This window comes from Pantoea sp. sgz302252, from assembly GCF_042610525.1.
Lineage (GTDB): Bacteria > Pseudomonadota > Gammaproteobacteria > Enterobacterales > Enterobacteriaceae > Erwinia.
The window spans coordinates 427848-442061 of the sequence record NZ_JBHDVM010000001.1 but is presented as its reverse complement, the minus strand read 5'-3'; the positions used below and the strand labels follow the sequence as shown (position 1 = coordinate 442061).

The window sequence follows — 14214 nt, the reverse complement described above, 5'->3', positions numbered from 1 at the left end:
TGGAATGGCGATAAGGTTTAGCGGCTTAAGTGGTAAAGCAGCGGGAAATCGCCAGATTTAACATTTTTGTAATATGACCAGCTACCGCTGCGCTCAAGGCCGTTGCATCCGGCGTAAAATGGCTGAGACAGAATGTATTATTACATGCAATAATCCTCAGCTAATCTGTTACACATCAAGAGTCCAGCACGTTTTCGTACTCATTTTTTTTGCGCAAGGCGAAGGATTATTTTTATGAAGCTGAAGATTACTATTCTGGCATCAGCCCTGTTGTCGCTTACCTCACTTTCCGCTTACGCGGCCCAGGAACTAACGCCGGAGAAGGCGGCGTCGCTGAAGCCTTTCGATCGCATCAGCATTAACGGCCGGTTTAACGCGATTAACGAAGCCAACGAGGCCATTTCAAAACGTGCCGACGAGCTGGGCGCTAAAGCTTTCTACGTTCAGAGCATTAACGACAGTAATAACAACGGCGGCAACTGGCGCGTAGTAGCCGATCTCTATCATGAAGATGCGCCGCCTGCGCCGAAAAAAGAAGATCGCAGCATTAACGGCGTACGCGAACTGGCCAAAGCAGAAGCGTACAGGCTGGAGCCTTTTGATACCGTTTCCGTCGGCGGATATTTCCATAGCCAGCCTGAAGTGAACGATGCCATTACCAAAAAAGCCAAAGAGAAAGGCGCGGCCGCCTTCTTTATTATTCGCCAGATCGACGCTAACAACGGCGGCAATCAGTATGTCACCGCCTATATCTATAAAGCGGATGCTCAGGAGCGCAAAGTGCAGTCGCCAGATTTGATCCCGGCCGATTCACAGGCGGGCAAAGCGGCGCTGGCTTCAGGCGGCGCGGCGGCAAAAAGCGTGCAGATCCCAGGCGTAGCCTCTTCCGAAACGCCAAGCAATAAAGTGGGCCGTTTCTTTGAAACGCAGTCTTCTACCGGCCAACGCTATACCGTGAGAACGCCGCAGGGCAAAAGCGTGCAGGAAGTTAACGCCGTTACCGCTGCGCAAATGCAGCCGTTTGACAGCGTGACCTTCACCGGTCACTTCGGTACGCCGACAGAAATCTCCGATGCCGTAGGCCGTGCCGCCATTGAGAAAGGCGCGAAGTATTATCACATCACCCGCCAGTGGTCTAACCAAAGCGGCGGTAACCTGACCGTTTCTGCCGACCTGTTTAAGTAAGAACAGATAACCGCGTCAGCCATGGCGCGGTTTTTTCGTGTCTCAACAGCGCAAACTCCTGCATACCTTCCATCCTTATTTGCATAATCAGGCATTTTTCGCCCTGTTACGCATTGCATCTCGCCAGGCCACTCCGTAAAATCGCCGCCGGTTTCAGGAGATCTTTTCGGATTTAGCCGTGTTACACGGATAAATCGCGTATTATTCATCCTGATAGGGTTTTTTATTCTGGTTTTGGGATGCTTTTTTGGACAAAAAATTAGGACTTACCGCCCTGACGGCGCTGGTACTGAGCTCAATGCTGGGCGCTGGCGTTTTCAGCCTGCCGCAGAATATGGCTGCGGTGGCCGGGCCGGCAGCATTGCTGACGGGCTGGGCGATTACCGGCGTCGGCATTATTATGCTTTCGCTGGCGCTGCTGCTGTTAAGCCGTCTTAAACCCGAACTGGACGGCGGCATCTATACCTACGCCCGCGCCGGTTTTGGCGAGCTGGTTGGCTTTTGCTCCGCCTGGGGCTACTGGCTGTGTGCGGTAATAGCCAACGTTTCCTATTTGGTTATCGTCTTTTCTGCCCTGAGTTTTTTCACCGATTCGCCAGGCCATGTGGTTTTTGGCGACGGTAATACCTGGCAGGCGATGCTGGGTGCTTCTGTGCTGCTGTGGCTGGTGCACTGGCTGGTGCTGCGCGGTGTACAGACGGCGGCCAGTATTAATCTTGTCGCCACGCTCGGCAAGCTGGTGCCGCTGGGGCTGTTTGTGGTGCTGGCGATAGCCGCATTTAATCTCGATCGGTTCCGCTTTGATTTCTCCGGCCTTGAGCTGGGCGTACCGGTCTGGGAACAGGTCAAAAATACTATGCTGATAACCCTGTGGGTGTTTATCGGTGTGGAAGGCGCGGTAGTGGTTTCCGCGCGCGCAAGAAATAAAAAAGATGTGGGTCGCGCCACCCTGCTGGCGGTCATGGCCGCGCTGATTGTTTATCTGCTGGTCACGCTGCTTGCGCTGGGCATAGTGCCGCGAGCAGAGCTGGCACAGATGCGCAATCCTTCCATGGCGGGCCTGCTGAGCAGGCTGATCGGCTCCTGGGGTGATATGGTTATCGCGCTGGGTCTGATAGTTTCGGTAAGTGGTGCCTACCTGAGCTGGACAATTATGGCCGCAGAAGTCCCTATGCTGGCGGCGGAAAACGGCACTTTTCCCCGCTCGCTGGCAAAACAGAATGTGCGCGGCGCGCCTGCCGCTTCACTGTGGCTTACTAACCTTTGCGTACAAACTTGCCTGATCCTGATTTGGTTAACCGGCTCCGACTACAACACGCTGTTGACTATCGCTTCGGAAATGGTGCTGGTGCCCTACTTTTTGGTCGGCGCCTATCTGTATAAGGTAGCGCGAGCGCAGCAAAAAACGGCAGCGTTGGTGATTGCACTGGGCGCCAGCGCTTATGGGCTGTGGCTGCTGTACGCTTCCGGCCCGCTGCATCTGCTGCTTTCGGTGGTGCTCTATGCGCCGGGCATGCTGCTGTTTCTCTGGGCGCGCCGTGACGGCCGTGGCGGTGGCAAGCTGAATAAACTGGAAAAATTAGCGATGGGCGTGCTGATTGCAGGCAGCGCGCCGGCGATGTGGATGCTGCTGCGCTAGTGGGATAAGGCCGGCATGGCGATGGTTAAACGATCGTCATGCTGTTCCAGCGAAAGCGGCTTAACGTATTCTTCACGGATGGTTTCAAGCTGCTTTTCGGAAAGCGGATAAGGCAGCAGGATTTCAAAGCGTTCGATATGCTGTTGTTCAGCCAGGGTTATCAATCGGGCGATATTTATCTCGTCGCTGACCTGGGTAGAGATGATTTGCAGCGCCAGCGCCTTAAGCCGCTCTGAAGGCGCGCCGGGCAGATCCGGTGAGTTTTTTGTTACCATGCCGAAAATCGGCATAACGCCGTAGATGGCATCGACGAAGCGCCAGCGTTTTTTGCAGGAAGCCGCGAGAAAATCGATATAATTGAGGCAGATATGGCCATCCCGTCCCGTTGAAGCCAGCTCTTTATCAGACACCCTTTTCTCCTCATTCTCCGTTAAACGACGCCATGCGCCGCCAGGAAACAACCCTGTCGAATATAATGGCATATTTTACGCTATTTATACTATACATCGAGAGTTATTTAGCAGGACATCATAGTAGTCTGCGTAAACATTCGGTAATCTTGCTGTTCCTTCTGAAAAAAATGCCGCTATGAATAAAATTGTATTCGTTGAGGACGATCACGATGTAGGCGAGCTTATCGCCGCCTATCTGAGCCGTCATGATATTGAAGTTATTGTCGAAAGCCGTGGCGATCGTGCTGAAGCCACCATCGCCGCCGCTATGCCGGATCTGGTGATGCTGGATATCATGCTGCCGGGTAAAGACGGTATGACGCTGTGCCGCGACCTGCGCGCCAGCCAGGGCTGGTCGGGCCCGATAGTGCTGCTGACTTCGCTGGACAGCGATATGAACCATATCCTGTCGCTGGAAATGGGCGCTAACGATTATATTCTGAAAACTACGCCGCCTGCGGTGCTGCTGGCCCGCTTACGGCTGCATCTGCGCCAGGCCGCAGCGCACGGCAGCGGCGAAGAAACAGCTATCGCACCTGCCGTGAGCACGCAGAAAGCCCTGCGTTTCGGCACGCTTGCCGTAGATCCCGTCAACCGTCAGGTAACGCTGGGCGGCGAGATTATTGCGCTCTCTACCGCGGATTTCGACCTGCTGTGGGAACTGGCAACCCATGCGGGCACTATCCTTAATCGCGATGCTCTGCTGAAAACGCTGCGCGGCGTTAGCTATGACGGCATGGATCGCAGTATTGACGTGGCAATTTCACGCCTGCGTAAAAAGCTGCTGGATAACGCAACCGAGCCTTATCGTATTAAAACTATTCGCAATAAAGGCTATCTGTTTGCGCCGCACGCCTGGGATACGTAATCAGCCCGGCCTGCGCAAAAATTTTTAATGCTGCCTGACTAACTTCTATCGGTGCCGTTTAATGAAAAAGCTGTTTATTCAGTTTTACCTGCTGCTGTTTGTCTGCTTTCTGGTAATGGCGATGCTGGTAGGGCTGGTTTATAAATTCACCGCCGAGCGCGCCGGCCGTGAATCGATGGACGATTTAATGAAAAGCTCGCTCTACCTGATGCGCAGCGAGCTACGGGAAATCCCGCCCCGCGACTGGAATAAAACCATTGATAATCTGGATCTGAATCTTTCGTTTAAGCTACATATTGAGCCGATGAGCAAATATCAGCTGGACGCGCCGACAATGCGTCGTCTGCGCGCGGGCGGCATTGTGGCGCTGGATGACGAGTACACTTTTCTGCAGCATATTCCGCGCAGCCACTATGTGCTGGCCGTCGGCCCGATCCCCTATCTCTTTTTTCTGCATGAGATGCGGATTCTGGATATCGTACTGCTGGCTTTTATCGGCATCTCGCTGGCGCTGCCGGTCTTTATCTGGATGCGCCCGCACTGGAAAGATATGCTGCGGCTGGAATCCGCAGCGCAGCGTTTCGGCCAGGGGCATCTGGACGAACGGATTCATTTTGATAATGCTTCCAGTCTTTACCGGCTCGGCGTCGCCTTTAATCAGATGGCCGACAATATCAATACGCTGGTCGTCAGCAAGAAACAGCTAATCGACGGTATTGCCCATGAGCTGCGCACGCCGCTGGTGCGGCTGCGCTACCGGCTGGAGATGAGCGATAATCTCAGCGAAAGCGAGGCCACCGCACTTAATCGCGATATCGGCCAGCTGGAGTCGCTGATTGAAGAGCTGCTGACCTATGCCCGGCTGGACAGGCCAAAAGTCGATCTGCATCTTCAGTCGCTGGATCTGGCCGCCTGGCTGAGCGAGCGTCTGGAGGATATTCGTACTGTCCATCCCGAATTTACTATTGAGCTGGATACGCCGCAGCGGCAAAACCTGGGCGTGGCCGATACGCGATTGATGGAACGCGTGCTGGATAATCTGGTGAATAACGCGCTGCGCTATGCGGACAGGCGTCTGCGCGTAGGCCTCTGGTTTGACGGCAACACCGCTTGTTTACAGGTAGAGGATGATGGGCCGGGCATTCCGCAGGCCGAGCGCGAACGCGTTTTCGAGCCTTTCGTTCGCCTCGATCCCAGCCGTGACCGGGCTACCGGCGGCTGCGGGCTGGGACTGGCGATTGTGCACTCCGTAGCGCAGGCCTTCGGCGGCTTTGTTGCCATTGATGCCAGCCCGCTTGGCGGCGCGAGCGTTCGCTTTTGCTGGCCGGTTGATTTACCCTTATCTCCTCCCCGCGCTGTCTGACAGCGCCATGACTAAAAGGATAGCTATGTCATCCGCCTATGCAAACCTGACCCGAACTTTCACTCGTCTTTCCCGCTTCGGCCATCTCTCCGCTATCGCTGGCTGGGATATGATGACCATGATGCCGCCAGGCGGCAGTAGCGCACGCGGCGCGGCGCTGGCCGAACTGAGCGTGTTACGGCATGAGATCCTGACCGATAAAGCCGTCGCGCAGTGGCTGGCTCAGGCTGAGCAAGAAGAATTAAACGACGTGGAGCGCGCTAACCTGCTGGAGATGCACCGCGCTTACGACCAGGCCGCACTGCTTCCCGCCGCGCTGGTGGAAGAGAAATCCATCGCGGGCGCACGCTGCGAACACGCCTGGCGCCAGCAGCGTCCTGCCAACGACTGGCAGGGTTTTGCCGCCAATCTGAAAGAGGTCGTGAGGCTTAGCCGCACGGAAGCCGAACTGCGCGCTCAGGCCAGCGGCGGCTCCCGCTACGACGCATTACTGGATATCTATGAGCCCGGCATGACCGCTGCAAAGCTGGATAAAACCTTTGGCGAGCTGAAAACGTGGCTGCCTTCGCTGCTGAGCCGTATCGTTGAGAAGCAGTCTCGTCAGCCGGTAGCCGTTCCGGTCGGCCCTTTTGCCATCGAGTCACAGCAGCAGCTGGGCCAGGTGCTGATGAAGATGCTTAACTTCGATTTTAATGCCGGTCGGCTGGACGTTAGCGCGCATCCGTTCTGCGGCGGCGTACCAGAGGATGTTCGTATCACTACCCGCTATAACGCTAATGAGTTTATCAGCGCAATGATGGGCGTAATCCACGAAACCGGCCACGCCTGCTATGAACAGAACCTGCCGAAACAGTGGGCCGGTCAGCCGGTGGCGCTGGCGCGCTCTACCGCTATTCACGAATCGCAAAGCCTCTTTTTTGAGAAACAGCTTGGCCGCAGCACGGAGTTTTTAAGTTTGCTGCTGCCTCAGGTCAAAACCTTGATGGGCGATCGCCCTGAGCTGGAAGAAGCAAACTTTATCGCCCTTAATCAGCGTGTTAAGCCTGGTCTGATCCGCGTGGACGCAGATGAAGTGAGCTACCCGGCACATGTTATTCTGCGTTATGAAATTGAGCGCGCGCTGATCGAAAGCGAAATTGAGGTCGAAGATATTCCCACGCTGTGGCAGGAAAAAATGCAGGATCTGCTGGGGCTGGATACCAGCGGCAACTACCGCGACGGCTGCATGCAGGATATCCACTGGACAGACGGCTCGTTCGGCTATTTCCCTACCTATACGCTGGGCGCCATGTATGCGGCGCAACTGTTCCAGAGCGTGAAAAAAGCGCTGCCGCAGGTGCATAGCGATATCCGTGAAGGCAATTTGCAGCCGATTTTCGACTGGCTACAGCAGAATATCTGGCAGCACGGCAGCCGTTTCAGCACCCGCCAGCTGATCGAAAATGCCACCGGCGAAGATCTCAACCCCCTGTTTTTTAAAGCGCATCTGGAAAACCGTTACCTGAACGGCTAATCCCCACGACAGAGTCCGCTAACGCCGGAAGGCGGGCTTTGTACAATCGGTAACACGCCGATACCAATCACTCACGGAAAGCCCTTCGCCCATCCCGTATAGTCTCTTCACCGGCCCCGCAGTGGGCTGACATGTGAAATAAAACTTTGAGGGTTGTGCAATGAAAAAATTATTCGCTCTGGTTGTAGCCGCTGCTATGGGTATCTCTTCAGTTGCTTTCGCTGCTGAAACCACCGCCGCGCCGGCCACTACTACACCTGCTGCCGCTGCTACCACTGCGCCAGCTCATGCTGCCAAACATCATAAAGCTCATAAGAAAGCAGCGCAGAAAGCGCAGGCTGCTAAAAAACACAAAAAAGCAGCTAAGAAGCCAGCAGCTCAGAAAGCTCAGGCTGCCAAGAAAGTGCACCACAAGAAAGCCGCTAAGCCAGCAGCTCAGAAAGCCCAGGCCGCTAAGAAAGTGCACCACAAGAAAGCTGCTAAGCCAGTAGCGCAGAAAGCCCAGGCTGCCAAGAAAGTGCACCACAAGAAAGCCGCTAAGCCAGTAGCTCAGAAAGCCCAGGCTGCGAAGAAAGTGCACCACAAGAAAACCGCTAAGAAAGCCGCTGCCCCTAAAGCTTAATCGCCAGAGCGAGCCAACACCTTAGATTGCTAACTCAAACACCCGGTTCCGCCGGGTGTTTCTTTGCTGGAGTATCGGATGATGGTGCGTCGCTATTTATTCGAAATTATCCTGGGTTTGATGATCCTTTGTGGCCTTGTCGCCTTTAGCTTTTATCTTTAGCAAAGATAGCCTGCTGATTTGTATTGATTTTCCTTTTTTCTCCTGGCCGACTATAGTTATAGTCACCTGCAGTTTCCTTAAAATTCTCCAGTCAGAGAGAGACATGCGCCTGAAAGCTGTTTTTTTAATGGGATGTTTAGCCCTTTCATGTTTTAGCTATGCCGATGATGACGCGGAAAGCGCTCAGGATATTCAGACGCTGTTTTTCGGTAAAGACGATCGTCGCCCCGTTAGCGATACTGCCAGCCAGCCGTGGGAAGCTATAGGCCAGTTGGAAACCGCCAGCGGCAATCTGTGCAGCGCCACGCTGATCTCCCCTCATTTAGCTCTGACCGCCGGTCACTGCCTGGTAACGCCGCCGGGTAAAATCGATAAAGTTATCGCCCTGCGCTTTATTGCCCTTGACGGCAAGTGGCGTTATGAAATTCATGATGTGGAAACGCGCGTCGATCCCGCACTAGGTAAAAAGCTCAAAGCTGACGGCGACGGCTGGATAGTTCCCTCTTCCGCCGCGCCTTACGATTATGGGCTGGTGATCCTGCATAATCCGCCATCCGGCATTACGCCTCTGCCACTGTTTGACGGCAGCCGCAGTGATTTGACCGCCGCGCTAAAAACGCAGCAGCGCCGCGTCACCCAGGCTGGCTATCCCGAAGATCATCTTGATACGCTCTATTCGCACAGCGATTGTCTGATTACCGGCTGGGCGCAAAGAAACGTGTTATCGCATCAGTGCGATACGCTGCCGGGCGACAGCGGTTCGCCATTGCTGTTGAAAAGTGATGATGGCTGGCGGCTGATTGCGGTGCAAAGCTCCGCACCAGCAGCAAAAGATCGCTATGAAGCGGACAACCGCGCGATTGCCGTGACCGCTTTTCGGGAAAAGTTAGAAGCACTGGCGCAAGAGTAGTACAGAAAAAGCGTTTTTTTCTGTAAGGCGCAGCCAATAATGTTTTTATAGATAATTTGGTCGTTTTTTGAAATCTTCCCCTTTCCCAAAGCTATAGAATTTTCATTCTTTAAGTTTAAGGGGATTCAAAATGAACGTTAACGCGTCGATTTTTAATATGCATCTTAGAATTCTTGCTAATCAGTGCACTGAGAAAAATAAACTTTCAACGTCGGATATGAAATCATTCGTAAACTCAGTTAAGTCATTGAATAATAATGATAAAAAATTCTATTCAGATGAAAATATCAAATTCAGAAATTCGCAGTTAAAGTTAATAAAAGACATTTTTGCAAAGCAGAATAGCAAAGCCGGTCAGCGTAAAATAAATTTTTTACGTTCTTTAATTAGTGTTTCAGTTCATAAGGATAATGCCTGGCATAAATCACGCTGAATTTGCTACAGCCTACAGTACAGTTCAGTGGATCCAGAAAACCCGCATACGGCGAGCCGGGCGTCTTATTGCTGAACGCCAGTTTGGCTCAACATTTCAGTTCAGATAAGGTTTTCACTTTATTAACAAGCGTCGCAGATACTTCATCAAAGAAGCATCTGCGACTTTTTTTGTCAGCCCATTATCTCATCCATTGCCTGCTGGATGCGCTTTTCCGAAACCGGATAAGGCGTACCCAGCTGCTGGGCAAAGTAGCTAACCCGCAGCTCTTCGATCATCCAGCGGATTTCTTTCACATCTTCATCGTCACGCCGTACCGGCGACAGCTTGTTAAACCAGCTTTGCCAGGCCTGCTGGATTTTATCGATTTTCACCATGCGAGCGCGATCGCTGTGCGGATCGACCGGCAGTTTTTCCAGCCTTCTTTCGATGGCCTGCAAATAGCGCAGCGTGTCGCCAAGCTTTTTCCAGCCGTTGCCGGTGACGAAGCCGCGATAGACCAGGCCGTTCATCTGGGCTTTGATATCGGAGAGCGCCAGCGCCATCGTCATATCCACGCGCCCTTTCAGCCGCTTGTTGATATTGAAAACCGCCGTCAGGATCTGCTCCACTTTTTTCGCGATCTCTACAACGGTTTCGTTCAGCTCCGCGCGCACTTTTTCATGCAGCTGCTGGAACCCTTCTTCCCGCCAGGTTGGGCCGCCGTATTCAGCAATCAGCTTATCCACGCCGCAGGCAATGCAGTCGTCAATCAGATCCAGCACTTTGCCGTAAGGGTTGAAATAAAGCCCCAGCTTGGCTTTATTCGGCAGCTTCTCGTGCAGGTATTTGATCGGCGAAGGGATATTCAGCAACAGCAACCTGCGCTGGCCCCGCCACATTGCTTTTTTCTGTTCGTGCTCCGAATCGAAGAGCCGGATCGCCACGCTTTCTTTCTCGTCCACCAGCGCGGGCCAGGCTTTGACGCTATAGCTGCCGCGCTTCTGCTCGAAATGGTCCGGCAGATCGCCAAAGCTCCAGATATGCAGACCGCTTTGTTCCAGACCGTCATCCGCCACCAGCGACAGCGTCTCCTGCACTTTGGCCTTAAGCTGCTCTTTTAGCGCGGTCAGGTCGCGCCCCTCGGCCAGCTTGCGGTTACGCTCATCAATCACGCGGAAAGTCATTTTCAGATGGTCGGGAACCTGATCCCATTGCCAGGCTTCGCGCTCAATAGTGACGCCGCTCATCCGGCGGAACTCCCGTTCCAGCGCCTCTTCCAGCGGCAGCTCCAGCGGCGTTACCCGTGCCAGAAAAGCCTCAGCGTAGTTGGGCGCCGGTACAAAGTTACGGCGTAACGGCTTCGGCAAGGATTTGATCAGCGCAATAATCAATTCCCGGCGCACGCCCGGAATCTGCCATTCAAAGCCCTTTTCTTCAATCTGGTTCAGTAGCGGCAGCGGAATATGTACAGTGACGCCATCCGCATCCGTACCCGGTTCGAACTGATAGCTTAGCTTGAGCTTGAGGTTGCCCTGCTGCCAGAAGTTAGGGTAGTCGAGCTTGCTGATGTTCTCTGCACCCTGACGGATCAGCATCTCTTTGGCGAAATTCAGCAGTTCAGGCTGCTCGCGGCTTGCCTTCTTCCACCAGCTATCGAAGTGGCGGGCGGAAATGACCTCATGCGGAATACGCTGGTCGTAAAAGGCAAACAGCGTCTCGTCATCCACCAAAATATCGCGGCGGCGTGATTTATGCTCCAGCTCCTCGACCTCTTCGCGCAGCTTCAGGTTAGCGCGGAAGAAGGCGTGACGCGTCTGCCAGTCTCCTTCAACCAGCGCGTGCCGGATAAATAGCTCACGCGACAGTACCGGATCAATCTGGCCATAGTTCACCTTACGCGCCGCAACAATCGGCAGGCCGTAGAGCGTGACCTTTTCGCTGGCCATCACCGCGCCCTGCGCCTTCTCCCAGTGCGGCTCGCTGTAGCTACGCTTAATCAGATGCTGCGCCAGCGGCTCTATCCACTCAGGCTCAATACGGGCGGCGATACGTCCCCATAAACGGCTGGTTTCCACCAGCTCGGCGACCATCGTCCACTTAGGCGGCTTTTTAAACAGGCCAGAACCAGGAAAAATAGAGAACCGCGCATTGCGTGCGCCGGAATACTCCTGCTTTTCGACGTCTTTCTGGCCGATATGGGAAAGCAGGCCGGTCAGCAGCGCGGTATGCACGCCCCGGAAATCCGCCGGTTCGCTGTTAAGCGGAATGCCCAGCTCGCGTACCACCTGGCGTAGCTGCGTGTAGATATCCTGCCACTCACGCACGCGCAGGTAGTTCAGGTAATCCATTTTGCACAGCCGCCGGAACTGGCTGGAAGAAAGCGCCTTTTGCTGCTCCTGCAGGTAGTTCCAGAGATTAACGAAAGAGAGAAAATCGGACTCTTTATCTGCAAAGCGGCGATGTTTTTCATCCGACGCCTGCTGTTTTTCCACCGGGCGCTCGCGCGGATCCTGAATAGAGAGCGCTGCGGTGATAATCATTACCTCGCGGGTACAGGCGTATTTCTGCGCCTCTAGTACCATTTTCGCCAGCCGCGGATCGACCGGTAGCTGCGCCAGCGAGCGGCCGGATGGCGTCAGCTTGTAGTGCTGGTCGTCCAGGGTTATCGCGCCCAGCTCTTCCAGCAGCTTTACGCCATCCTGGATATTGCGCTTGTCCGGCGCTTCCACAAAAGGAAAGGCGCCGATATCGCCAAGCCCCAGCGCCGTCATCTGCAAAATAACCGAGGCCAGGTTGGTGCGCAGAATTTCCGGGTCGGTAAATGCCGGACGGCTCAGGAAATCCTCTTCCGAATAAAGGCGGATACAGATGCCTTCGGAAACGCGGCCGCAGCGCCCTTTACGCTGGTTAGCCGAAGCCTGGGAAATCGGCTCGATCGGCAGGCGCTGAACTTTGGTACGGAAGCTGTAGCGGCTGATACGTGCCGTACCGGGATCGATAACATATTTGATGCCCGGCACGGTCAGCGAGGTTTCCGCCACGTTAGTCGCCAGCACGATACGCCTGCCGGTATGCGACTGGAAAACACGGTTCTGTTCGGCGTTAGAAAGACGCGCGTAAAGTGGCAAAATTTCCGTATGCGGCAGATCGCGACGGTTCAGGGCATCGGCGGTATCACGGATTTCTCTTTCGCCGCTCATAAAGATCAGGATGTCGCCACGGCTCTCCTGGCCCAGCTCGTCCACTGCATCAAATATCGCCTGAAGCTGATCGCGCTCGGTGTCGTCCGCCTCTTCCACTATTGGACGATAGCGCACTTCCACCGGATAAGTACGGCCAGAGACTTCAATCACCGGCGCATTATGGAAATGCCGGGAAAAGCGCTGCGGATCTATAGTGGCCGAGGTGATGATCACTTTGAGATCCGGGCGGCGCGGCAGCAGCTCGCGCAGATAACCCAGCAGAAAATCGATATTCAGGCTGCGCTCGTGCGCCTCATCGATAATGATGGTGTCGTACTGCATTAACAGACGATCCTGCTGGATTTCCGCCAACAGGATACCGTCGGTCATCAGCTTGACCTGCGTGGTTTCGCTGACCTGATCGTTAAAGCGCACCTTGTAGCCAACGCAGCCGCCAGGCGAGGTTTCCAGCTCTGCCGCAATACGGTCGGCTACGGTTCTGGCGGCCAGCCTGCGCGGCTGAGTGTGACCAATCAGCCCGGTGATGCCACGACCCAGCTCCATACAGATTTTTGGTAACTGGGTGGTTTTGCCCGAGCCGGTTTCACCTGCCACAATCACCACCTGATGGTCGCGAATAGCATCGGCAATTTCCTGCTTTTTCTGGCTGACAGGCAGGTTTTCCGGGTAACGGATGGTCGGCGTAGCGGCTTTACGTGCAGCTACCCGCTGTTCCGCTGCGGCGATCTCACCGCTCAGCTCTTCAGCAATAGCCTGCTGAGCGGCCGGGTTTTTTACTTTTTTGGCACCATACAGGCGTTTTTGCAGCCGCTGACGATCCCGGAGCATCAGCGCATCCAGGCGCGGCACCAGCGTCGTTAAGGGCGAATGGGGAGTATCAGACATAAAAAAGGCTCGCTAATCGCCAGCAGGCTGGCAAACATGAAAATATTGCTGCGCATTGTAGCACAGACAAACACTTAGCTTCGGCAGCGTCGCGCTAAGCTTGTTCAGTAAATTCGAACACGGGCTTCAGAATATTGCACTATCTCTGTAACGGGTTTATCAATAGAGTGTAAAGCATTGAGCGGATATCCCTCCGCGTAACACACAGGAAATTCATCATGAGCAAAGTTTTAGTACTGAAATCGAGCATCCTTGCAGGCTATTCACAGTCCAACCAGCTGGCCGATCACTTTGTTGCTGAGTGGAAAGCGGCGCACGGCGGCGATGAGATCGTGGTTCGCGATCTGGCTGCAAACCCGATTCCGGTACTGGACGGCGAGCTGGTCGGCGCGCTGCGCCCTTCCGATGCTGCTCTGACGCCGCGCCAGCAGGAAGCGCTGGCACTGTCCGACGAGCTGATTGCTGAAATTCAGTCTGTGGATACCGTAGTTATTACGGCGCCAATGTACAATTTCAATATCCCAACGCAGTTAAAAAACTATTTTGACCTGGTAGCCCGCGCTGGCGTGACTTTCCGCTACACCGAGAAAGGCCCGGAAGGTCTGATCACCGGTAAAAAAGTGATTGTGATCACCAGCCGTGGCGGCATTCATAAAGATACCCCAAGCGATCTGCTGACGCCGTACCTGAAGCTGTTCCTGGGCTTCCTGGGCCTGAGCGACGTGCAGTTCGTGTTCGCTGAAGGCATGGCGTACGGCCCGGAAGCGGCCACCAAAGCCAGCGAAGAGGCAAAAGCCGCGCTGAAACAGCTCGTTGCCGCCTGAGTTAACGGCGTTTTACCCGTCTGACCACAAGCAGCCTGACGGCTGCTTGTGGTTGATGACAAAGTATACCGGTGCCGGCTCAGGAGGGCCTGTGTCTTCCGCAAAGACGCAAAAAGCACCATCCGTGGCGGCTCAGTACGGGACGTCCCTGTCCCGTAGTGCTCCACAGGCCC

10 protein-coding genes are annotated in these 14214 nt (G+C 54.5%); 8 read left to right on the top strand and 2 right to left on the bottom strand.

What is annotated here, in order from left to right:
• The first annotated feature begins 234 nt into the window (after window positions 1–234).
• Together ydgH and ACETPC_RS02045 are read left to right on the top strand one after the other, a co-directional pair.
• Complete coding sequence (ydgH, locus tag ACETPC_RS02050) at window positions 235–1185, top strand: DUF1471 family protein YdgH (protein WP_380178154.1); 951 nt, start codon at window positions 235–237, stop codon at window positions 1183–1185.
• Window positions 1186–1432: 247 nt separating this feature from the next.
• The gene (locus ACETPC_RS02045) at window positions 1433–2824 is read left to right on the top strand and encodes an amino acid permease (protein ID WP_380178152.1); all 1392 of its coding nucleotides are present in this window, start codon (window positions 1433–1435) and stop codon (window positions 2822–2824) included.
• Here the strand turns inward: ACETPC_RS02045 and ACETPC_RS02040 are convergent.
• The gene (locus tag ACETPC_RS02040) at window positions 2821–3234 is read right to left on the bottom strand and encodes a hypothetical protein (protein ID WP_380178150.1); all 414 of its coding nucleotides are present in this window, start codon (window positions 3232–3234) and stop codon (window positions 2821–2823) included. The genes ACETPC_RS02045 and ACETPC_RS02040 overlap by 4 nt on opposite strands.
• Window positions 3235–3412: 178 nt before the next feature.
• Between ACETPC_RS02040 and rstA the strand changes: the two genes are divergently transcribed.
• The 5 genes from rstA to ACETPC_RS02015 all read left to right on the top strand — a co-directional run bounded on the left by rstA (window position 3413) and on the right by ACETPC_RS02015 (window position 8714).
• Complete coding sequence (gene rstA, locus ACETPC_RS02035; RefSeq protein ID WP_380178148.1) at window positions 3413–4144, top strand: two-component system response regulator RstA; 732 nt, start codon at window positions 3413–3415, stop codon at window positions 4142–4144.
• Between the two features lie 61 nt (window positions 4145–4205).
• Window positions 4206–5507 carry a two-component system sensor histidine kinase RstB gene (gene rstB / locus ACETPC_RS02030; protein WP_380178146.1) on the top strand — a complete coding sequence of 434 codons (1302 nt, stop codon included), beginning with the start codon at window positions 4206–4208 and terminating at the stop codon, window positions 5505–5507.
• Window positions 5508–5532: 25 nt separating this feature from the next.
• On the top strand, window positions 5533–7020 hold the full coding sequence (locus ACETPC_RS02025; protein ID WP_380178144.1) for a carboxypeptidase M32: 1488 nt from the start codon (window positions 5533–5535) through the stop codon (window positions 7018–7020).
• A 160-nt stretch (window positions 7021–7180) separates the two neighbouring features.
• Entirely contained in the window at window positions 7181–7642 is a 462-nt protein-coding gene (asr, locus tag ACETPC_RS02020; RefSeq protein ID WP_380178142.1) for an acid resistance repetitive basic protein Asr, read from the top strand.
• A 265-nt stretch (window positions 7643–7907) separates the two neighbouring features.
• A complete protein-coding gene (locus ACETPC_RS02015) occupies window positions 7908–8714 on the top strand; it encodes a trypsin-like serine peptidase (RefSeq protein WP_380178140.1) in 807 nt (268 codons plus the stop codon).
• A 606-nt stretch (window positions 8715–9320) separates the two neighbouring features.
• Here the strand turns inward: ACETPC_RS02015 and hrpA are convergent.
• Complete coding sequence (gene hrpA, locus ACETPC_RS02010; protein ID WP_380178138.1) at window positions 9321–13217, bottom strand: ATP-dependent RNA helicase HrpA; 3897 nt, start codon at window positions 13215–13217, stop codon at window positions 9321–9323.
• Between the two features lie 218 nt (window positions 13218–13435).
• Here hrpA and ACETPC_RS02005 point away from each other — a divergent pair, with 218 nt between their 5' ends.
• Complete coding sequence (locus ACETPC_RS02005) at window positions 13436–14041, top strand: FMN-dependent NADH-azoreductase (protein ID WP_380178136.1); 606 nt, start codon at window positions 13436–13438, stop codon at window positions 14039–14041.
• Window positions 14042–14214 lie beyond the last annotated feature (173 nt).